This window comes from Prauserella aidingensis, assembly GCF_024171865.1.
GTDB classification, from domain to species: Bacteria; Actinomycetota; Actinomycetes; order Mycobacteriales; family Pseudonocardiaceae; genus Prauserella; species Prauserella aidingensis.
Map to the genome: position 1 here is coordinate 1 of NZ_JAMTCN010000036.1, position 18,859 is coordinate 18,859.

General features: G+C 68.2%; 23 protein-coding genes and 2 pseudogenes. 13 read left to right on the forward strand and 12 right to left on the reverse strand.

Annotated features, from left to right (window positions below; genetic code table 11):
- Positions 1 to 359: 359 nt before the first annotated feature.
- On the reverse strand, positions 360 to 737 hold the full coding sequence (locus LY13_RS23445) for a VOC family protein (protein ID WP_253830728.1): 378 nt from the start codon (positions 735 to 737) through the stop codon (positions 360 to 362).
- Between the two features lie 308 nt (positions 738 to 1,045).
- On the opposite strand from LY13_RS23445, the gene LY13_RS23450 reads away from it, so the two are divergent.
- On the forward strand, positions 1,046 to 2,296 hold the full coding sequence (locus LY13_RS23450) for an exonuclease domain-containing protein (RefSeq protein ID WP_253830729.1): 1,251 nt from the start codon (positions 1,046 to 1,048) through the stop codon (positions 2,294 to 2,296).
- Positions 2,297 to 2,368: 72 nt separating this feature from the next.
- On the forward strand, positions 2,369 to 3,250 hold the full coding sequence (locus tag LY13_RS23455) for an LLM class F420-dependent oxidoreductase (protein ID WP_253830730.1): 882 nt from the start codon (positions 2,369 to 2,371) through the stop codon (positions 3,248 to 3,250).
- A 45-nt stretch (positions 3,251 to 3,295) separates the two neighbouring features.
- On the opposite strand, the gene LY13_RS23460 is transcribed toward LY13_RS23455, so the two are convergent.
- The 4 genes and pseudogenes from LY13_RS23460 to LY13_RS23475 form a co-directional block, all read right to left on the reverse strand.
- Positions 3,296 to 4,063 (reverse strand): cation diffusion facilitator family transporter, encoded by a 768-nt coding sequence (locus tag LY13_RS23460; RefSeq protein ID WP_301299553.1) that lies wholly within the window; start codon positions 4,061 to 4,063, stop codon positions 3,296 to 3,298.
- 106 nt (positions 4,064 to 4,169) lie between these two features.
- Positions 4,170 to 4,490, reverse strand: a pseudogene (gene cmtR, locus LY13_RS23465) (Cd(II)/Pb(II)-sensing metalloregulatory transcriptional regulator CmtR); the annotation flags it as partial.
- Between the two features lie 70 nt (positions 4,491 to 4,560).
- A pseudogene (locus LY13_RS23470) lies at positions 4,561 to 5,133 on the reverse strand (tryptophan--tRNA ligase); the annotation flags it as partial.
- A 30-nt stretch (positions 5,134 to 5,163) separates the two neighbouring features.
- Positions 5,164 to 5,769, reverse strand: a complete 606-nt coding sequence (locus tag LY13_RS23475) for a hypothetical protein (RefSeq protein WP_253830733.1) — start codon at positions 5,767 to 5,769, stop codon at positions 5,164 to 5,166.
- 182 nt (positions 5,770 to 5,951) lie between these two features.
- Between LY13_RS23475 and LY13_RS23480 the strand changes: the two genes are divergently transcribed.
- From LY13_RS23480 to LY13_RS23490, 3 genes are all read left to right on the forward strand, one after another.
- Positions 5,952 to 6,599, forward strand: a complete 648-nt coding sequence (locus LY13_RS23480; protein WP_253830734.1) for an MBL fold metallo-hydrolase — start codon at positions 5,952 to 5,954, stop codon at positions 6,597 to 6,599.
- Between the two features lie 270 nt (positions 6,600 to 6,869).
- Positions 6,870 to 7,013 (forward strand): hypothetical protein, encoded by a 144-nt coding sequence (locus tag LY13_RS23485; RefSeq protein ID WP_253830735.1) that lies wholly within the window; start codon positions 6,870 to 6,872, stop codon positions 7,011 to 7,013.
- A gap of 354 nt (positions 7,014 to 7,367) precedes the next feature.
- Entirely contained in the window at positions 7,368 to 7,910 is a 543-nt protein-coding gene (locus LY13_RS23490; RefSeq protein ID WP_253830736.1) for a dihydrofolate reductase family protein, read from the forward strand.
- A 23-nt stretch (positions 7,911 to 7,933) separates the two neighbouring features.
- Here LY13_RS23490 and LY13_RS23495 read toward each other — a convergent pair whose 3' ends face one another.
- Positions 7,934 to 8,266 (reverse strand): MmcQ/YjbR family DNA-binding protein, encoded by a 333-nt coding sequence (locus LY13_RS23495; RefSeq protein ID WP_253830737.1) that lies wholly within the window; start codon positions 8,264 to 8,266, stop codon positions 7,934 to 7,936.
- Positions 8,267 to 8,371: 105 nt separating this feature from the next.
- A complete protein-coding gene (locus LY13_RS23500; RefSeq protein WP_253830738.1) occupies positions 8,372 to 8,563 on the reverse strand; it encodes a hypothetical protein in 192 nt (63 codons plus the stop codon).
- A 332-nt stretch (positions 8,564 to 8,895) separates the two neighbouring features.
- On the opposite strand from LY13_RS23500, the gene LY13_RS23505 reads away from it, so the two are divergent.
- Together LY13_RS23505 and LY13_RS23510 are read left to right on the forward strand one after the other, a co-directional pair.
- The gene (locus LY13_RS23505) at positions 8,896 to 9,756 is read left to right on the forward strand and encodes a response regulator transcription factor (RefSeq protein ID WP_253830739.1); all 861 of its coding nucleotides are present in this window, start codon (positions 8,896 to 8,898) and stop codon (positions 9,754 to 9,756) included.
- Positions 9,757 to 9,985: 229 nt separating this feature from the next.
- A complete protein-coding gene (locus LY13_RS23510) occupies positions 9,986 to 11,815 on the forward strand; it encodes an acyl-CoA dehydrogenase (RefSeq protein WP_253830740.1) in 1,830 nt (609 codons plus the stop codon).
- Between the two features lie 119 nt (positions 11,816 to 11,934).
- On the opposite strand, the gene LY13_RS23515 is transcribed toward LY13_RS23510, so the two are convergent.
- Both LY13_RS23515 and LY13_RS23520 read right to left on the reverse strand, forming a co-directional pair.
- The gene (locus LY13_RS23515; RefSeq protein ID WP_308216386.1) at positions 11,935 to 12,513 is read right to left on the reverse strand and encodes a class IV adenylate cyclase; all 579 of its coding nucleotides are present in this window, start codon (positions 12,511 to 12,513) and stop codon (positions 11,935 to 11,937) included.
- A gap of 13 nt (positions 12,514 to 12,526) precedes the next feature.
- A complete protein-coding gene (locus LY13_RS23520) occupies positions 12,527 to 13,363 on the reverse strand; it encodes a helix-turn-helix domain-containing protein (RefSeq protein ID WP_253830742.1) in 837 nt (278 codons plus the stop codon).
- Between the two features lie 46 nt (positions 13,364 to 13,409).
- Here LY13_RS23520 and LY13_RS23525 point away from each other — a divergent pair, with 46 nt between their 5' ends.
- The 3 genes from LY13_RS23525 to LY13_RS23535 all read left to right on the forward strand — a co-directional run bounded on the left by LY13_RS23525 (position 13,410) and on the right by LY13_RS23535 (position 14,572).
- Complete coding sequence (locus tag LY13_RS23525; RefSeq protein WP_253830743.1) at positions 13,410 to 13,724, forward strand: hypothetical protein; 315 nt, start codon at positions 13,410 to 13,412, stop codon at positions 13,722 to 13,724.
- Between the two features lie 24 nt (positions 13,725 to 13,748).
- The gene (locus tag LY13_RS23530; protein ID WP_253830744.1) at positions 13,749 to 14,054 is read left to right on the forward strand and encodes a helix-turn-helix domain-containing protein; all 306 of its coding nucleotides are present in this window, start codon (positions 13,749 to 13,751) and stop codon (positions 14,052 to 14,054) included.
- 236 nt (positions 14,055 to 14,290) lie between these two features.
- Positions 14,291 to 14,572 carry a GlsB/YeaQ/YmgE family stress response membrane protein gene (locus tag LY13_RS23535; RefSeq protein ID WP_253830767.1) on the forward strand — a complete coding sequence of 94 codons (282 nt, stop codon included), beginning with the start codon at positions 14,291 to 14,293 and terminating at the stop codon, positions 14,570 to 14,572.
- A gap of 13 nt (positions 14,573 to 14,585) precedes the next feature.
- On the opposite strand, the gene LY13_RS23540 is transcribed toward LY13_RS23535, so the two are convergent.
- Positions 14,586 to 15,047 (reverse strand): Lrp/AsnC family transcriptional regulator, encoded by a 462-nt coding sequence (locus tag LY13_RS23540; RefSeq protein ID WP_253830745.1) that lies wholly within the window; start codon positions 15,045 to 15,047, stop codon positions 14,586 to 14,588.
- A gap of 95 nt (positions 15,048 to 15,142) precedes the next feature.
- Here LY13_RS23540 and LY13_RS23545 point away from each other — a divergent pair, with 95 nt between their 5' ends.
- From LY13_RS23545 to LY13_RS23555, 3 genes are all read left to right on the forward strand, one after another.
- Positions 15,143 to 15,589, forward strand: a complete 447-nt coding sequence (locus LY13_RS23545; RefSeq protein ID WP_253830746.1) for a rhodanese-like domain-containing protein — start codon at positions 15,143 to 15,145, stop codon at positions 15,587 to 15,589.
- 91 nt (positions 15,590 to 15,680) lie between these two features.
- Positions 15,681 to 15,884, forward strand: a complete 204-nt coding sequence (locus tag LY13_RS23550; RefSeq protein WP_253830747.1) for a DUF6290 family protein — start codon at positions 15,681 to 15,683, stop codon at positions 15,882 to 15,884.
- Positions 15,881 to 16,258 carry a type II toxin-antitoxin system death-on-curing family toxin gene (locus LY13_RS23555; RefSeq protein WP_253830748.1) on the forward strand — a complete coding sequence of 126 codons (378 nt, stop codon included), beginning with the start codon at positions 15,881 to 15,883 and terminating at the stop codon, positions 16,256 to 16,258. The genes LY13_RS23550 and LY13_RS23555 overlap by 4 nt, the downstream gene beginning before the upstream one ends.
- Positions 16,259 to 16,344: 86 nt before the next feature.
- Here the strand turns inward: LY13_RS23555 and LY13_RS23560 are convergent, their stop codons facing one another.
- A complete protein-coding gene (locus tag LY13_RS23560; RefSeq protein WP_253830749.1) occupies positions 16,345 to 18,504 on the reverse strand; it encodes a VanW family protein in 2,160 nt (719 codons plus the stop codon).
- A gap of 22 nt (positions 18,505 to 18,526) precedes the next feature.
- On the reverse strand, positions 18,527 to 18,820 hold the full coding sequence (locus LY13_RS23565) for a GroES family chaperonin (protein ID WP_253830768.1): 294 nt from the start codon (positions 18,818 to 18,820) through the stop codon (positions 18,527 to 18,529).
- Positions 18,821 to 18,859: the final 39 nt, after the last annotated feature.

Below are 18,859 nucleotides of genomic sequence, written 5' to 3' on the forward strand. Positions count from 1 at the left end.
GGTCTCGACCCCATCGTTGCGGGTCGGCGCGGTCGCGAAACCAGCGTAGCCCCAGCACAGCCTGCCAGAAGCAGGTCAGCGAACGTGTTCCCGCGCGAGTGCCCCGACGACGACGTTCGGCCTGCAGCAGCCACGCCACCTGACGGGCGAGCTCGCGGGAGACATCAAGGATGGCAGGATGAGCAATCACGGAGAGCCTCTGGGTATGGGGACTTGATCTTGTGGTGAGACCAGTCCTACCAGGGGCTCTCCGCCTCATCTCAGCGCATCCATGCCACAGATCTCATGCGCCAGTTACTACCTCGCTGAGATCACCTCAGTCCAATTCAGAAAGTGGTTCGGGACTGTGCGGCGACCTGTCACGCGGTGGTCCAGACGCCGAGCTCGTTGCCCGCTGGGTCGCGAAAATGGAAGCGTCGACCGCCCGGGAAGTCGAACGGCTCCTGGGTGATCACGCCGCCCGCTTCGCGCACGGCCCGCAGGCTCGCGTCCAGCTCGGTCGAGTACAGCAGCACCAGCGGACCACCGGCCGGTACCCGTTCCTCCTTCCGGAAGCCGCCGACCTCGGCCGCATCACCGGCACCGGCGCGGATCCCGACGTACGCGGGCCCCGGTCCGTAGTCGATGAATTCCCACCCGAAGGCGCCGCCGTAGAACGCCTTCACCGCATCGAAGTCGGTGACGGGCAGCTCCACGTAGTCGAGTGCGTGGTGGATGTGGTTCGAGAAATCAGCCATGCACCGATACTGCCCCCACCCCACGACAGTTTCGCGCTCACGACGACACCCTGACGCAGCGCAGGGCGGACCGCATCGCAGCAGACGGCTCCGCCCACATCGCGTCGTTCTCATTTCGTGATCGGCGATTCCGTTAACGGCAGTCGCGTTTCATACGACAGGCCGGAGGAATGCCGACAGCGGAAAGGGCGTGACACCTCGGTGGAAGAACACGAAGAGCTAACGGCCGTCGCAGTCGACGACGCCTGGGCTCCGGGAATCGCGGTGGTCGCCGTGGGGGCCGCAGGTGCGAACACGAGGCTGACCGTATGACCGGGGCACCACACGGTTACGCCGTCATCGACGCGGAAACGACAGGCCTGCAGCCGGGGTTCAGGCACCGCATCGTCGAGATCGCCGTCGTCGAGGTCGACCCGTACGGCATCGTGACCGACGAATGGTCCACTCTGGTCAACCCGGAACGCGACCTCGGTCCACAACACATCCACGGCATCCGCGCTTCCGAAGTGCGCAACGCGCCGCGTTTCGCCGACGTGGCCGCCGAGCTCGTGCACCGAATCCGTGGCCGGGTCCTCGTGGCACACAACTGGCGCTTCGACGCGATGCACCTGCATGCCGAGTTCGGCCGATGCGGCATCGACGTACCGCTGACGGCTTCCAGCGGGCTGTGCACGATGCACATGGCGGGCAAGGCCTTCCCGTCGTCACGACGTTCGCTGATCGAATGCTGCGCTACGGCCGGTTTGCCGGAGCGCGATTGGCACACTGCGGCCGACGACGCACTCGGCGCGGCCGAACTGCTCGGACACTTCCTCCGGCACTTCCCCCAAGTCGTGGCGGTCGGACACGAGCAGCGTGCGTTGACGAGGTGGGAATGGCCGACACTGCCCGGAACGACCAGGCAACCGGTGCGGCGCATGCAGGTGGGAGACGTCGAACCCCATTTTCTGGCTCGACTCGTCGATCGCCTGCCGCGTGCCGAGGATCCCTCGGTCGACGACTACTACCAGATGCTCGACCGCGCACTGTTGGATCGGCACGTTTCGGCCGGCGAAGCCGACACCCTTATCGACCTGGCGCATCGGATCGGCCTGCACCGAGACGACGTGATCAAACTGCATCAGACATACCTTCGCGAGCTCGCTCGGGCCGCGTGGGAGGACGGGGTCGTCACCCGCGAGGAAGAACGTGACCTCGCGATGGTGGCCACAGCGCTGGGGCTGCACGACGAGACCGTCGCGCAGGTGCTCGCCGAAGAGCGGTCGGCCTCACCCGATTCCTCTGCTGTCCCCGCGACCCCCGGGGGCCTTTCCCTACAGCCCGGCGCGACCGTGGTCCTCACCGGAGACATGGGCCGAAGCCGCGAAGAGATCACGGAACAAGCGTTGGCCACGGGCCTGCGAGTGACGACGTCGGTCAGCCGTAAAACGACCGTCGTGGCCGCCGCAGATCCGGACTCCCTGTCCGGAAAGGCGAAGAAAGCGCGGGATCTCGGAGTGCCGGTGGTGGACGCGAGGCAGTTCCTGCGGGCGCTCGAAGCCATGCCGAAGGCGACCTGACCGGCTCGTCGGCCGCTCCGGACGGTTTCGACTCCCGCGCGACGTTCGCCATGCGGACGTAGGCTCGGTCACATGGAGCTAGGACTGCACTACTACACGTTCACCCACCCCGAGTGGGAGACGACGCTCGCCGACCGCCTGACCGAAACCGCGCGCGTCGCCGACCAGGGCGGCGTGAGCCTGATGACCGTGATGGACCACTGGTTCCAGATGGAGCAGGTGGGCGGGCCACACGAACCGATGCTCGAGGGGTACACCACGCTCGGCTACCTCGCGGGCGTGACCGACAACGTACGTCTCGGGTTGCTCGTCACCGGCGTCACGTACCGCCACCCCGGGCTACTGGCCAAGACGGTCACGACGCTCGACTCGCTCGCCCCGGGCCGTGCCGTGCTCGGGATCGGCGCGGCCTGGTACGAGCGCGAGCACGCGGGCCTCGGCGTGCCGTTCCCGTCGACGGCCGAACGGTTCGAACGGCTCGAGGAGACACTGCAGATCTGCCGGCAGATGTGGTCCGACGACGACGGCGCCTACAACGGCAAGCACTACCGGCTGGCGGAGACGATCGGCCTGCCGAAGCCGGCGAACGGCACGGTGCCCGTCCTCATCGGTGGCGGCGGCGAACGCAAGACGCTGCGGCTCGTCGCGCAGTACGGGCAGGCGTGCAACCTGTTCGGCGCGCCCGGCGACGACGGAGTCGCTGCCGTGCGGCACAAACTGGACGTGCTGCGCGGGCACTGCGAGAGGCTCGGCACGGACTACGACGCCATCGAGAAGACGATCCTGTACCAGGGCGAGACGACCACCGACCCCGACGGATTCCTCCGGCAGATGGAGGCATACCGGCAGCTCGGCGTCTCGCTGGTCTCTGTCATGCCGCCCGCCTACCAGGATCCGGTGCCGTGGGCGACGAGCCTCGTCGGCGACATCCGACCGAGACTCGCCACCGTCTGACGACCAGCGTCGGATCCACTGTGGACACCCGGCGTGGCGGCCCGCTCAACAGCAGTGGTCGCCACGCCAGGCGTCGCGGCCCTCCTTCACCGCGAGCGCCGCGATCACCAGCGCCGCCGCGGGGTCGGCCCACGACCACCCGAACAACGAGTTCAACAACAGCCCCACGAGCACGACCGCCGACAGATACGTGCACAGCAGCGTCTGCTTCGAATCCGCCACCGCACTCGCCGAGCCCAGCTCGCGCCCGGCCCGGCGTTGCGCCTGCGACAGCACCGGCATGATCACCAACGACACGGCAGCCAGCGTGATGCCGACCGTCGAGTGGTCGGCCTCCTCGCCGCCCAGCAACGACGTCACCGACTCGAACGTCACGTACGCCGCCAACGCGAAGAACGACACCGCGATGACCTTCAACGCGAGCCGTTCCCGCCGCTCCGGATCTCGTCCCGCGAACTGCCACGCCACGGCCGTCGCCGAAGCCACCTCGACGGTCGAATCGAGCCCGAATCCGATCAGCGCGGCCGACGACGCGATGGCACCCGCCGTGATCGCGACGACCGCCTCGATGACGTTGTAGGTGATCGTCGCCGCCACGAACAGCCGCACCCGGCGGGACAGCACCGCACGCCGCGCATCGTCGGGGGGGTCGCTCGCCGCCGAGTCCCGCGGCGAGGCGGTGTCGGTCGAGCAGCAGCCGTCGTCGCAGATCGCGACGTCGCCCCGGCGGGGCGTGACACCGGCGGACCCCTCGGCACCGGCGGACTCGGCGGCGGTCTGCGAACCGCCGGGCGCGCAGCAGTCGTCAGCCATCGGCAACCACCTCGTCGTTCACGGCAGCGCCCGCAGCGGCGGCATCCGGCCGGCCGGCGACCTCGTCGGCACACGGCGTGCCCGCGCCCGGCGCCGCCTCCCCGGACAGCACCTCGTCGTCGCACGGCTCTCCGGTGTCGACCGCGAGCACCACCTGCACGAACTCGCTCAAGGCACGGGCGAGGTGCGGGTCCGCCAGCTCGTACCGGACCTGCCTGCCCTCGTACGCCGCGACGACCAGGCCGCAACCACGCAAACACGCCAGGTGGTTCGACACGTTCGAGCGCGTCAGCTCGAGCTTCGTCGCCAACTGCCCGGGGTAGTTCACCCCGTCCAGGAGCGCCACCAGGATGCGGCACCTCGTCGGATCCGCCAGTGCACGCCCCAGGCGCGACAGGGCGGCCTCCCGCGTCTCACTCGTCAGCATACGTCGAACAGTACAGCGGACGCTGACCATTCAGCAACGACTGAACCGTCCCGTCAACGGGTGGGCAGCGTCACCGCGCCGACCGGGCGGCCTTACGCCGCAACCGGTTGTACGTGCCGGCCAACCCCATCGCCCTGCGCGCCTCGAAGACGACGTCCCGAACGACGGCGCGGGTCCGTTCCGTGCCCTCGGTGATGAGCTCGTCGACGTAGCCGGATCGCTCACCGTAGCGAGCCCGCCGTTCCCGCACCGGATCGAGAAACCGCTTGAGCGCCGCCGCCAGGGCCTCCTTGACCTCGACGTCGCCGACACGCCCTTCGCGGTACCGCTGCTCCAGGTCTGCAACCTGGTCACGGTCGTCGTTGAACGCCCGGTGGTACTCGAAAACCGGATTCCCGTCGACGTTGCCCGGCACGTCGGCCCGCACCCGGTTCGGATCGGTGTACATCCGCGCGACCTTCCGGTTCACGTCCTCTGCCGTGTCCGAAAGGTAGATCGCGTTGTCGAGCGACTTGCTCATCTTCGCCTGCCCGTCGGTACCGATCAGATTCGGCACATCACTGGCGACGAGCTCGGGAACGGGGAAGACCTCGCCGTACAGCCCGTTGAACCGCCGGGCGATCTCGCGCGTCACCTCGACGTGGGCGTGGTTGTCGCGACGCGGCCGAGGACGTCAGCTCGAGCGGCGCTCGCGGTTATCGAACGGCACCCCGCCCTGGGCGCACGCCTGTTCCAACAGCCGGCGCACCCGTTCGGCCTCCGCCCTCTCCGGCGTACCCAGATATGCCTTGATCCGCTTCCCGTTGAAGGCGCTCCGCTGGGCCTCCGTCACCGTCCGCTCCTTCACGGTGCCGTCGACGAGGTCGAGCTGGGCGTACATGCCGACCTTGCCCTTACCGCCGGCGTTGGTCAGGACTTCCAGCCGGAAGTGCGACAGGTCGGGCCACGAGAGCTGGAAGCCACCGCGCGTGATCGGGCCTGACGGGGTGACGATCAGCTCGATCAGATCGTCACCGGTGTACGCCGCGGACCGCTTCGCCCGCGGAGACATCACCAGTCTGAACATCGCGAACCCGCCGACGCCCAACGCGAGCAGCACCCAGCGCACGGGCGGTTCCAGGAAGAACGCGAGCCCGCCCATGACCATCAGCTCGAACACGCCCAGGTAGAGGTACATCGTCGCCAGCCGGTTCTGCGCGCCCGGATCGGCGACGTAGCGGTAGATCTCACCCGGCCTCTGCGCAGGCGGCATGGCCGGAACGCGAACGGGATCGGTCATGACTCTCCTCGGGAATCGGGCGACGCAGCGGATCCTACGACGACCGCGGCCGGGACGTACCCGTTTCCACGTTCCCCGCAGAGCCGGGGACACGCCTGCCACGCGGCAGACCCCGCGCAGTTCGGCGTTGACTTCGAGTTAACTGGAAGTCCTAGCGTCCCTTTCAACGGAAGGGGACAGCAATGAAGAAGATCGACGACGAACTGTGGGAGACCGAACCCGAGTATCCGTTTCCCGGGCTGAGCACCCACGCCTACCTGTGGCTGGCGCCCGGAGGCAACGTCCTGTTCTACAACACGACGCACGAGTTCGAGCTCGACCGCATGGCCGAACTCGGCGGAGTCGCCCACCACTATCTGAGCCACCAGGACGAGATCGCACCGTCGCTGCAAGCGATCAAGGAACGCTTCGGCTCGACGCTTCACGCTCACGCGACGGAAGCGGACCTGGTCGCGGAGGTGGCGTCGGTCGACGACGCCTTCGCCGACAGGCACATCACGGCCACGGGCATCGACGTGATCCCCACGCCCGGCCACACCCCGGGCAGCACCTGTTTCCTGGCCCCGGTGTCCGGGCGGAAGTTCCTGTTCACCGGCGACACGATCTACGTCGCCCCGGACGGCCACTGGCGGGCCGGCTACATCCCCGGCGTGAGCGACCGGGCGCAGCTGGCGGCGACCCTCGCCGACCTCGCCACCGTGCAGCCCGACGTGGTGGTCTCGAGCGCCTTCACCGGCGATTCGGGGGTCACCGAGCTCGGCGACCGCACGTGGGCCGACTGCGTCGAGGAGGCCCTGCACGCACTCGAACCGGAAGCCACCCGCAGCTGACACCCGCAACCGGCGCCGGCCTGCCTCGCGGAGGTAGGCCGGGCATACGCCCGCCACGTCCTCGCTGCGACGTCCGGACCATCCGCCCGGCAACCGTTCGCGCCCGAGAAAGCGGGACAGAGCAGGCAAACCACGTAGAAGGACTCGACCACAGCCACCATTCGGGTGACACACGCCATTCGATGTCACGGCGTGATAACGGGGAAGGGAAGTGCGGCGATACGCCGGATGACCCCATACACATCCCCCGACTCGAGATGGAGATGGCCCATGTGGACATCTGCCTCGGGCACGCTCGGAATCGCAGGACTGGCCGCATGGTCGGTCACGGGCGCGCTCGTGTTCCTGGTGGCAGGACTGGCGTTCCTGCTGCTGCTCTCGCTCGTGGTGCTGTCACCGAGCCCCTCGCGGTAACGACCGCGACAGCCGCCACGCCCACGTCGGCCCGGCACCGCCAACCCCGGGCGCGCGCCGCGGACACCCCGACCGTCACACGGAACCTCCCCCGGTTTCATCCCGAAACGTGACGGGTCCGCGACGTCGCAGGCGATGCCAGGCCGTCGGTGACCGGACACGAGCGGCGCCGGCTCGGCCTCCCCGACCCGACCGGCGCCGCTCGTGCCCATCCCGAGCACCACCCGTGATCGACGAACCGGTCGCGTCGACCGTCGAAATGCGGGCCCGCGAACTCGGCCGACAGTCGGACCCATCGGGCATCCTGGGCGCACCACGCACCCGCCGCCGACACCGCCGCCGGAAGGGCCCGCCATGCGCACGCTCGCGATCACCCAGAACATCACGCTCGACGGCTGCGTCGAGATGCTCGACCAATGGTTCGACCCCACGGCCGACAACCCCGAACTAGCTGCCGAGAACCGCCGTCAACAGCAGGAATGCGACGCCGTCGTGCTCGGCAGGCGGACGTTCGAGGACTTCCGCGGCTTCTGGCCGCACCAGACCGGCGACGTCGCCGACTACCTCAACGGGGTCGACAAGTACGTCGTCACCGGCACGCTCACCGACCCGGGCTGGCAGCACACACAGGTCATCGGCGCCGACGACCCCGTCGCCGCGATCCGCGAACTCACGCGGCGACCGGGCGGCGACATCGTCGTCACGGGCAGCATCACGCTGTGCCACGCGCTCATCGCGGCCGGTGTCGTCGACGAGTACCGACTGTTCGGCTACCCCGTCGTGCAGGGCCGCGGGCGCAGGCTGTTCCCGGACGGCGTCACACTGCCGCACATGACGTTGCGCGACATGAAGTCGTTCCCCGGCGGCATCACCTACACCCGCCACACCCCGCACTGAACCCGGACCACCCGGGCAGGGCGTCACCGACGGCGTTTCGCCCGTTCCGGCGCCTTGCGCTGCCAGGACTCCTCGAGCAGTTCGTGCAGTTGCGTCTCGTCGACGGCCTCGAGGTCGACGAGGATCGCGCCGTAGCCGTCGTAGTGCGACGTGGTGTAGAACGCCTGCTCACCGGAGGCCAGCAACGCCTCCTTCTCGTCCATGCCGCACAGCACCACCAAGCCACCCTCCGCCTCGGTGCGCAGCCGCGCGAAACTCTTGCCGTTGACCTTCAGCGCGGGCGTTCCGTACGAGGTCGATTCCTCCACCTCCGGCAACCCCGTCGCGAACGTCACGACGTCCGCCCACTTCGCCATCCCGACACACTCCTCTGATCGGTTCGGCGTCTGATCGGTTCGGCGTCTTGTCGGTTCGGCGTCTTGTCGGTTCGGTGTTCGACCGGTGACGCGCACCGGGACCGCCTACGACGAGCGTTCCCGCAATTCGGCCTGGAACCTCGCGGGCGCGAGCGGGTCGACCTCACCGAGCGCCGCGAGCCGTGCATCCCGAGTGCGGGCACGTTGCCTGTCCGCGCGGCGGTCCTCCCACGTCACGATGACCGCGGCGACGGCAAGTAGCAGGACGAAGAGTCCGAGCACCGATGCCAGGTACACGCCATCTCCTTTGATGCCGGTATGTGTGGCAGATCACACAGCATAGGCAATGGTCGGCCTCCGACGCCACCCCGCCCGTCGGATCGCTGCCGACGGTGCCCGGAGCAGGGCTGTGACCAGGGATATGTCCACCGTTTGCGCGCCGCAACCAGCACGTCCGCCACCGAACGGGCACACTCCGGCTAGGAACGGAACAAATTCATCGGCTCATCGCGTCATGAGGTCGAAGCTCGCCAGTCACAGGTGCGAACGACAGCGAGCAGATCTCGCCGGGGGACCGTGGCGACACGGCGGCGAACACGTCCGCGAGGACGTGCGGAGACGGAGTGGTTATGGCGCAAAGCATCGACAGGGGCCGCCCGGCGGGCGGCCTCGGACCATCGGGGACACGGACGCTCACGGTCGCGGCCCTCGACCCGGTGCCGGTTTTCAGGGAAGGCCTGAACGTCCTGGTCAGCAAGACCCCAGGACTGCAGTGGGCGGGCCACGCAGCAAGTCATCACGCATCACTGCAGTTGTGTGAACAGCTACGGCCGAACATCGTGATCCTCGACTCGGGCTTCGACCCGCACTGCCACCTGGTGCGGCTCCTCCGCGACGGCGACCCGACGCTCGTCGTGGTGGTGCTGGTGCGGGACGCGCACCGCACGCCGCAGTTCCTGTCAGCCGCCGCCACAGCGGGCGCGCACGCGACCGTGCCGCGCACGGCCGAGCCACGCCGCCTGGCGGAGGCGATCCGGAGGGCCCACATCGACCGCCGGTACACGGATCCGGCCCTCGCCGCACTGACGGCGCGGCCGAAGCGCCAGCCGTCGGCCGAGGGGGCAGGGGCGAGCGGCAAACAGCAGATGCCGCTGTCGCGGCGCGAGTACCAGGTACTGCAGCTGGTGGCCGAAGGTCTGGAGAACTCGGCGATCGCCAAGACGCTGTTCCTGTCGGTGGAAACGGTCCGCACGCACGTCAAGAGCATTCTCCGCAAACTCTCGGCCCGGGACCGCACCCACGCGGTGACGAAGGCGTTCCGCACGGGGATCCTCACCCCCCGGCCGGAGGAGAGCACGGCCCCGTCCGCCGACGGCACACCCGGCCCGCCCCCGCAGCACACGCCGAAGCCGCACACCCCGCCGCAGCACACGCCCGCTGCGAGCGCGCCGGCCGCACCTCCCACCGCTCCGCCGACCGCCCCGGCGTGACCTGCTCGGGCCGCCCGCCCGGGCTGCCCACAGGAGACCCTCCGAAAGGCGGATAACGCGGAGACGAGACCCAGAAAACACCGCCACGACTTGCCGTCGATTACCTGGGAGTAATATCCTTAAGTTACCGGCGAGTAGGGCCGTGTTGTCCGGAGCTGTCCACACCACGGGGGAAGTCCGAACAGTGCCCAGCCGCCACACCCGAACAACCTTCGTACGGAGCGACGACATGGGCCACTACAAGAGCAACGTCCGGGACCTGGAGTTCAACCTCTTCGAGGTCCTCGGCATCCAGGACCGGCTCGGCAAGGGCGTGCTGGCCGAGTCGGACGAGGAGACCGCCCGCGGTGTGCTGTCCGAGCTCAACAACCTCGCGACGGGCCCGCTGGCCGAGTCCTTCGAGGACGCCGACCGCAACCCGCCGGTGTACGACCCGAAGACCTTCTCCGCGACGCTGCCGGAGTCGTTCAAGAAGAGCTACCAGCAGCTGTGGGACGGCGAGTGGTGGCGCCTCGGCCTCACCAACAAGCTCGGCGGCTTCGGCCTTCCCCCGACCGTGCAGTGGGCCGCGTCCGAGCTGATCCTCGGTGCGAACCCGGCGCTGTACATGTACATGGCAGGCCCGAACTTCGCGATGGTCGTCGACCAGAACGGCACCGAGGAGCAGCAGCGCTGGGCGCAGCTCATGATCGACCGCGCCTGGGGCGCCACGATGGTGCTGACCGAGCCGGACGCCGGTTCCGACGTCGGCGCGGGCCGCACCAAGGCCGTGCAGCAGGAGGACGGCTCCTGGCACATCGAGGGCGTCAAGCGCTTCATCACCTCGGCCGACCAGGACATGACCGAGAACATCATGCACCTGGTGCTGGCCCGCCCCGAGGGTCACGGCCCCGGCACCAAGGGCCTGTCGCTGTTCCTGGTGCCGAAGTACCACTTCGACACCAACACCGGCGAGCCCGGCGAGCGCAACGGCGCCTACGTCACGAACGTCGAGCACAAGATGGGCCTCAAGGTCTCCACCACGTGTGAGCTGACGTTCGGCCAGCACGGCACGCCCGCCAAGGGTTGGTTGCTCGGCGAGGTGCACAACGGCATCGCGCAGATGTTCCAGGTCATCGAGTACGCGCGCATGATGGTCGGCACGAAGGCCATCGCGACGCTGTCGACCGGCTACCTCAACGCGCTCGAGTTCGCCAAGGAGCGCGTGCAGGGACCGGACCTGACCAAGCAGACCGACAAGAGCGCACCGCGCGTCACGATCACGCACCACCCGGACGTGCGCCGCAGCCTCATGCTGCAGAAGGCGTACGCGGAGGGCATGCGCGCCGTGTACCTCTACACCGCGTCGTTCCAGGACCAGGTGTGGACGCAGGAAGGCGACGAGGAGTCGATCAAGCTCGCCGAGCGCGTCAACGACCTGCTGCTGCCGATCGTCAAGGGTGTCGGTTCCGAGCGCGCCACCGAACAGCTCGTGCAGTCGCTGCAGACGTTCGGCGGGTCGGGCTTCCTGCAGGACTACCCGATCGAGCAGTACATCCGTGACTCGAAGATCGACTCGCTGTACGAGGGCACCACGGCCATCCAGTCGATGGACTTCTTCTTCCGGAAGATCGTCCGCGACAAGGGCCAGGCGCTGACCTACATCGCAGGCGAGATCTCGAAGTTCATCGAGGCCGAGGCCGGCAACGGCCGGCTGAAGAAGGAGCGGGAGCTGCTCAAGCAGGCTCTCGACGACGTCCAGGGCATGCTCGGTTCGATGATCGGCAACCTGACCTCGGCGCAGGAGGACGTGAACAATGTCTACAAGGTCGGCCAGCACAGCGTGCGCTTCCTGCTGTCGGCGGGCGACCTGATCGTCGGCTGGAAGCTGCTACAGCAGGCCGAGATCGCGCTGGGCAAGCTCGACGAGGCGACCGGCAAGGACAAGTCGTTCTACGAGGGCAAGATCGCCGTGGCGTCGTTCTTCGCCAAGCAGGTGCTTCCCGAGCTGACGGCCCGCCGCGCCATCGCCGAGGCCGCCGACAACGACCTGATGGAGGTCGACGAAGCGGCGTTCTGATCGCCGCGCAGGCGTCTCACGAACGAGGGCACCCCGGCCGTTACCCCCTGGCGGCCGGGGTGCCCTTTTCGTGTCCGGCTGCACTGTCGGAGGTCGAGGACCCCGCTCTGCGGCGTGGATCAGGACGCCTCCAGGCCTCGTCCAGCCCGTTGTGCAGCGACGCGGTCGGTGTACGGCACGGTGCTGAAGTCGGACTCGACCACACCGAGCTCGGCGAGGACCGAGCGGACGACCCCGAGCGCAGCCTCCACTTCGTCGGGCTCGGCGACGGTCTCGACTTCGAGGAAAGTCTGCCCGGGCAGTTCGGGGACCTCCACGACGGTGGCGAGAACGTCCCGACCATCGCGGGTGAACCGGTAGTTGTCGCAGTGCTTGCGGAACTCGGTGAGCACGGTCAATCCGAGACCGAGGAAGGTCTCGCGGAGCACGTCCGGGTCGGCCACTGTGGTCTCGTGCTCCGGCTTCGACCCCGTGCCGTGTACTGACGGTTGCTTGTAGGTCAGGACCGTTCGGGTCCGATCGGCCGTCGTAACGGTACGGACACGAAGCTCGTAACCAGCAGCGTCGAGAGAGTGGTCCGGCCGGTCGTAGTAAGTGTCCGCGTAGGTGCTGCGTTCAACGGGCGCGAGTCCACCGAGCGTTGTGCGCACCAGATGAGGGTCACGGACGAGAGCAGTGAGTTCGGCCTCCACCGGCACAGGACACCTCCAGCTAGATCACACGGCGCGCGGTGCGCCGCAACTCGTCGGTGAACCTACGTATCCCTCGCCAGAACGCGCCATGAGGCGACGGTCCGAGTTGATACATGGGGCTGGTGTGTCCCTCGTGGACTTCACCGAACGCCGAAACGAACAAGGTGTCGTCGAGGCTGATGACACGCCAGGTGGGCAGCAGGTCGTAGACGTAGCCCTCGATCGTTGCACCGTCGTTCGCCAGGTCAGCAAGCAGTTCCAGCGACAACCGAACGCCGGCCGCGAAGGAGGGGTGGTTTTCGCCGATCTCGGTTGCGCGTCTCCGTGCGGCCTCGCCGTCGGGGTCGAGAAGCAGCGCGCGCACGGTCACCTCACGGTTGCACACGCGCGCACGCAGCAAGGAGTCGTTCAATCCGAGGATGCCGAGACCACGCACGGCGAGAACTTCGACGACCTCTGCATGGGCGGCGCGCCTCTCGATCTCCGGCCTCGCCGCGGCCTGCGACGGGTAGACCTCGAGTAGCTCTGCACGTCCGGAGGGCCCGAGGTGATCCAACCCTGCCGGGTAGACCGGGGCGATACCGAGCATGATGCGCGCAGGGTCGGGCATTCCCAAACCTACGGCGACACGCTCGATAGCTTCGAGACTCGTGACGGTTCGGTTGCCGCGCAGAATCTCGGACACACGCCCCTGGAGCATGCCCACTGCGACCGCAACCCGACTCTGCGACGCCCCCGTGTGTTGCTGGACAGCACGCAGAAGGGCACCGATGTCTCGGGCTCGGAGGGCGTCCCGGACTTCGGGACGTTGCCATGCCCGTTCCGGTACGACGAGGGGCGCTGCCGTGTCAACCACAGCCCGAGCTTATATCTCACGCTGAGATACCTGCGATGGTATGGAGATGGGCACCGGTCTGTCCGATGTTCGCAACATGTGGCTCGTACGGCGCTCCGACGGCGCAATTCACGTGGTCGGCCGCGATGGATGGCCCGTCGAGGTCGACCCGGACACTCCTGATCTCGAAATCGTTCCCGGTTGGCGCCCAGCAGTGGCAGGCGTGCGTCACATCGGTGGCACGGTCAACGAACCGCCCGTCGGCGTGGCAACCGAAATGCTGTGTGGCCGTCAAGTGACGCTGCCGCGCCGACCTCAACGCTCTACGCCCGTGCTGTACGACTGTCATGCTTGTTGGTATGTCTGGCTGGGCTGCGACTGAGAAGCACTTTCGACCCGGAACATCATGATTGGGAATCTGGACGATCTGGATCGCCTTCGGCCTGTCGACCCGGATGCTCTGACCGAGGCGACCGAAGCCCTCCACCAGAGGGAACGGGCCTGGCAGCTTCGCGAGCTGCGCGCCCGAACACAGTTGACGCAGGCGGAACTGGCCGAGCAGATGCACGTCGGCCAGAACCGTGTTTCACAGATCGAGTCGGGCGGGGTGGAACACGCCCGCTTGGAAACACTCCGCAAGTACGCCGAAGCGCTGGGTGGCGAGCTGAGCGTGGAGATCAAAGTGGGGGACCACAGCTACCTCGTTGCATGACCCCTGGCGGCCGGGGTGCCCTTTTCGTGTCCGGCTGCACTGTCGAGTCAGTTTGGGGCAGCGCCCCCAGGGGCACCTTGGTTGCATCGAGTGCAGGCGCGCGCCCGCGCGGCGATGAGGGGCGGTGGCCGGGCCGACGGGCGGGCGCAACCAAGGTGCCCTTGGGGTTTCCTGGTGCACTCAGGTGAGGAATGATCGTCTTCAAGGGGATGCACCCCTCGTATCGGAGGCTCGGCATGGAGATTTCGGGCATCATCTCGGCGATCCTCATCGGGCTCGTCATCGGCGCGCTCGGCAGGCTCGTGGCACCCGGCAAGCAGAAGATCGCGATCTGGCTGACGCTGCTCGTCGGTATCGTCGCCGCGTTCGTCGGCACCGCCATCGCCCGCGGCATCGGCTACGCCGACACCGACGGCTGGGACTGGCTCGAGTTCATCACCCAGGTGGTCGTCGCCGCCATCGGCGTTTCCCTCGTCGCGGGCATCGCGGGCAAGGACCGCAGGAAGGTCGAGCGCTGACACGTTCGCGGGCTCAGGTCGGCGGCACCAGCGACCGCTGCGGCAGCGGGGACGAGTAGACGACGCTCGTCGTGACGCTGCCGAGGCCGCCGACCCTGCCCGCGACCTGCTCCAAGTGCTTCATGCCGGTCGCGACGACCTTCATCACGAAGCAGTCGTCACCGGTCACGTGGTGGGCCTCGATCACCTCCGGCAGGTCCGAGAGCAGCCTGTGGAGCGGCTCGTAGTTGTTGCTCGGGTACCGCAGGCGGAGAAACGCCATGATCGAGTAACCGAGGCGCTCGTGGTCGACCCGGGCGCCGTAACCCTCGATGACCCCCGCCTCTTCCAACCTGCGCATCCGCTCGGCCGTCGCGCTGTGACTCATGTTGATGGCCCGCGCCAGGTCGGCGATGCTCTGCCGACCGTTGTCCTGGAGCGCACTCAGGATCGCGGTATCGACACTGTCGGGATCGAACGGGATAGTCACGGCCATGACGCAACGATGCCACGAATCAGGCGGCAATAGGCGTCATATGCCGGGAATCAGATCTTCATGTTCCCTACTGGCCAGCAGTATCGTCTTCGACTATGACGACCTCCGCACAGCCGACCGAACACCTCGTCAATCACTTCACACGCAAGCTCGAATGCGAGACCGACGCCTCGGACGTCCGCGGCGACCAGGAGGCGGCCCGGCCGTTCGTGCTGATCGACTCCCGCGGCGAGGCCGCATGGCGCCAGGGTCGCATCGTCGGTGCGACGCACCTGCCCACGGCGCAGATCGCCCAACGAGCGCCCGCGGAGATACCGATGGACATGCCGGTGGTGACCTACTGCTGGGGCCCCGGCTGCAACGGTGCCACTCGCGCGGCCCTGGAGTTCGCGAAGCTCGGGTACCAGGTCAAGGAGATGATCGGCGGCTTCGAGTACTGGACACGCGAAGGCTTCCCCGTCGAGAACGACCACGGCCCGATTCCCTGCACCACGGATCCGCTGACAGCGCCGCTCGACGTCACCGCGTGCGCCTGCGGGTGAACCTCCCCCTGACCTCCCGGCGACCTGTTGGTCCGACAGGGCTCAAGTCAGACGCCTCCCACCGTGGTGTCACGGGTGATACCATTCACGTATGCCCATGACATTGCGCCTGTCGGACGACGAAGCAGACGCGCTGCGCCGACGCGCCGAGCACGAGTCCCGCTCGATGCAGGAAGTGGCGCGGGAAGCCGTACGCGAGTACATCGAGAACCACAGCCGGACGGACCTGCTCGACCAGGTGCTCGACGAAGAGCTGCCGCGCTACGCCGAAGCCTTGGAGCGGCTCGGGCAGTGATCTACTTGACCCTGCCCGAGCTGCTCCACGTCGGCGAGCGAACCCTCGGGGGCGAGGTGCCGATACGTGACTCCGGGTTGCTGCAATCGGCGCTGGCGCGCCCTCGGTCCACCGCGTTCGGAGCCGAGGTCTACCCCGGACTGGAGGAGAAGGCTGCGGCGCTGTTGCACTCACTTGCCCGCAACCACGCGCTGGTTGACGGCAACAAGCGCCTGGCATTGGCCGCCACGATTGCGTTCCTCGGTGTCAATGGGCGCCGGCTGACCCTGTCCAACGATCAGGCTTACGAATTCGTCATGAACATCGCCGCCGGTACGCTCGTCGAGATCGCTGACATCGCCGATCAGCTCCGCCACGGGACCGAGTCGCGCTGAACAGCCTGCTCGTCCGACGGCCCGATCAGCCACCGGAGGTCGTGGCTCGGCACGCCTGCGAAGCCGGAGAAGACCCGAACGCGGTGTCAGCCGCGGCTGCGGTCGACCTGCTGGCCACGCCCGTCGCCCGGCAGGAACGGCCAACCCGGACGCCGCGGGTCGCCGCCACCGCCGTCGTCGTCTCCGCCGTTTCCACCGTCGCCGTGTTCGCAGATCACGCGCGGCACCGGCCGGTACGTCACCGTCGTCGACTGCCGGTCCACGACCCGGTCGCCGCGCAGCGCCTTCACCACCCGCGTGTCCGTGACGGTGAAGCCCTCCGCGCCTGCGCTCTCCTCACAGCCTGGGCCGCGTTCCCGCTGCACCGGCGGTGACTTCACGTCGGTGCGGTCGCTCGTGGACCCGCTGACCCGGTACTGCTTCGTGCCCCAGAGCCGCACCGTCACGCTGTCGCCCGACGTCCACGCCTGCACCGCCACGCCGCTGTCGAGGTTGTTGGTCAGCGACATGTCGACCGTCGAACCGTCGGGCAGCTGTGACACGGCGTCCCGGCCCGCGGGGTAGCGGTCGACGTACGTCGGGTGGGCCGTGTGGCCCGCGTCCTTCAACCCGGCTTCGTACGCGGCGTTGTACAGCGTGCTCGTCAGCTGGGACGCACCGCCGCCGATGACCCGCGGGCCGGTTCCGTCGGCGTACAGCGGCGCCTCGACGTAGCCCTTCGACGACGTCCGCGGGCCCGTGGCCTCCTCCAGGCTGAACGTCTCGCCGGGACGTACCACCGACCCCGTCACCGCCTCGGCCATCGCCGACACGTTCTCGGCCGCCGCGCCGCTCAACCCACCGGTGGTGAACTCGCCGACGACCTCCTTCACGCCGAGTTGCCGCAGGTCCTGAGTGCTGACGTCGGGCGCCTGCGTCTGGTACACGACGTCGAGCGTGCGGCCGTCCTGTTTACCCGCGACGGTGACGAACGGGGCGAACGTCTCCTGCCAGTCGATCCGCCTGCCTTCCTCGGACGGTTCGACCGACGGCCGCGAGCCCGCGAACACCAGCTCGGCGTTCGACGCGCTCCGTTCGGTGTCGCTCAGCCGCGGGGCCAGCAGGTCCTGCAGCTCGGCCCGGTCGAGGGTCAGCTGCAACGCGCCGCCTTCGGCGGGGGAGTGCTTCATCGCGGCGCTGATGTGCTTCGGGGTGAGGGTCGCCGTCGCGTCCTCGGCGCGCACCGTCACCGGCGCGGACACGAGCGGTTTCGTCTGCGCGAGGGCCTGCCGCACGGCCTCGTCGGTGGTCTTCGCGGGCGTGACGTCGACGTCCAGAGTCACGCCCTTGTCGGCGAGCCAGTCGGCCTTGACCTGCTTCATCGCACTGTCGACGTCGGTGAGGCGCTGCCCCTGCCGCGGCATGATCGGGAACGGTTCGACCGCGCCGTCGTCGGACACGGTCCGGAACCCGACGTCGCCCTCGCGCACCTCGTGGTCGATCTCGTTGCGGGCGAGGCCGGTGATCGCCTCGCGCAGCTTGTCGTCGTCGGCCGACGACACGACGCCGATCTCGTGGGTGGTGAACAGCGACGTCAGCCGCGACAGCGGGTCGATCGGCTGGTTCCCCGCACGTTCGACGGTGCCCGCCCAGTCGAGGCCGAGGCCCGCGTCGGCCGGGTCGAGTCGGGTGGTGACGTCCCCGGCGTGCACCGGTAGCGGATCCGTCAGCTGCGGCCCCAGCTCGGTGCGCAGCTTCTCCTCGGCCTCGGCCCGGCTCAGCCCGCCGACCTCGACGCCCGCCACGGTCACCCCGCGCGGCACGTCACCGAGACTCGTGACCAGGTCGACCAGGTACACGAACAGCAGCACGACCACGGTCCCGCCGAAGATCATGAACGCCTTGCCGATACCACGCTGGAGCTTGGTGCGCGCCGGACGTTTGCGGTGTTCGGCGGGCCCGAGCAGATCCGCTGCGAGGCCGACCTCGCCGCTGCCTGCCGCAGCCTCGTCGCGGTACCGCACGCTCGGGTACGCCGAGAACGCCGCGGCAGGCAGATCGGTACCCGTGGCCTCCGGGTCGGTGTGGTCCGAGGGCCACGCCGGGTCGTGCGAGAGCAGCCAGTTGTCGGGCAGGTTCAGCGAGCCGTCGTCCTCGTAGACCTCGTACCCGCCGTAGCCGGGCTCCCCACGGTCGCGCGGGGCGCGGGCAGCGTCGCCTCCGGGGTGGGCCGGGTGTTCCCACGGCCGGTCGTACTCCTCGCGCACCAGCCCTCCCCGAGTGCTCCGCTTACAAGTACAAGCCTGTGCCCTGTTCGGTCCGCTCGCTCGCGATGGCGTGGATGTCACGCTCGCGCATCACCAGATAGGCGTCGCCCTGGATCTCCACCTCGAGCGGATCCTCGGGGTTGAACAGGACCCGGTCTCCGATCTGGATGTTGCGCACGTTGTTGCCGACTCCGAGAACGTCACCCCAGCAGAGCCTGCTGGCCATCTGCGCGGTCGCAGGGATGACGATTCCGCTGCTGCTGCGGCGTTCGCCGTCGTCGGACGGCTGCCGCACGAGCAGCCGGTCGTGCAGCATCTGGATTTCGAGCTTCGCGTCCGAATCCGCGTTGTTACG

Bases quoted from the DNA above. Each gene is read 5' to 3' on its own strand.
- LY13_RS23445 (WP_253830728.1), bottom strand. From the start codon at position 737: ATGGCTGATTTCTCGAACCACATCCACCACGCACTCGACTACGTGGAG.
- LY13_RS23545 (WP_253830746.1), top strand. From the start codon at position 15,143: ATGACGACCTCCGCACAGCCGACCGAACACCTCGTCAATCACTTCACA.
- LY13_RS23475 (WP_253830733.1), bottom strand. From the start codon at position 5,769: ATGACCGATCCCGTTCGCGTTCCGGCCATGCCGCCTGCGCAGAGGCCG.
- LY13_RS23450 (WP_253830729.1), top strand. From the start codon at position 1,046: ATGACCGGGGCACCACACGGTTACGCCGTCATCGACGCGGAAACGACA.
- LY13_RS23550 (WP_253830747.1), top strand. From the start codon at position 15,681: ATGCCCATGACATTGCGCCTGTCGGACGACGAAGCAGACGCGCTGCGC.
- LY13_RS23540 (WP_253830745.1), bottom strand. From the start codon at position 15,047: ATGGCCGTGACTATCCCGTTCGATCCCGACAGTGTCGATACCGCGATC.
- LY13_RS23565 (WP_253830768.1), bottom strand. From the start codon at position 18,820: ATGCTGCACGACCGGCTGCTCGTGCGGCAGCCGTCCGACGACGGCGAA.
- LY13_RS23525 (WP_253830743.1), top strand. From the start codon at position 13,410: ATGGGCACCGGTCTGTCCGATGTTCGCAACATGTGGCTCGTACGGCGC.
- LY13_RS23505 (WP_253830739.1), top strand. From the start codon at position 8,896: ATGGCGCAAAGCATCGACAGGGGCCGCCCGGCGGGCGGCCTCGGACCA.
- LY13_RS23530 (WP_253830744.1), top strand. From the start codon at position 13,749: ATGATTGGGAATCTGGACGATCTGGATCGCCTTCGGCCTGTCGACCCG.
- LY13_RS23535 (WP_253830767.1), top strand. From the start codon at position 14,291: ATGGAGATTTCGGGCATCATCTCGGCGATCCTCATCGGGCTCGTCATC.
- LY13_RS23480 (WP_253830734.1), top strand. From the start codon at position 5,952: ATGAAGAAGATCGACGACGAACTGTGGGAGACCGAACCCGAGTATCCG.
- LY13_RS23495 (WP_253830737.1), bottom strand. From the start codon at position 8,266: ATGGCGAAGTGGGCGGACGTCGTGACGTTCGCGACGGGGTTGCCGGAG.
- LY13_RS23490 (WP_253830736.1), top strand. From the start codon at position 7,368: ATGCGCACGCTCGCGATCACCCAGAACATCACGCTCGACGGCTGCGTC.
- LY13_RS23510 (WP_253830740.1), top strand. From the start codon at position 9,986: ATGGGCCACTACAAGAGCAACGTCCGGGACCTGGAGTTCAACCTCTTC.
- LY13_RS23485 (WP_253830735.1), top strand. From the start codon at position 6,870: ATGTGGACATCTGCCTCGGGCACGCTCGGAATCGCAGGACTGGCCGCA.
- LY13_RS23460 (WP_301299553.1), bottom strand. From the start codon at position 4,063: ATGGCTGACGACTGCTGCGCGCCCGGCGGTTCGCAGACCGCCGCCGAG.
- LY13_RS23455 (WP_253830730.1), top strand. From the start codon at position 2,369: ATGGAGCTAGGACTGCACTACTACACGTTCACCCACCCCGAGTGGGAG.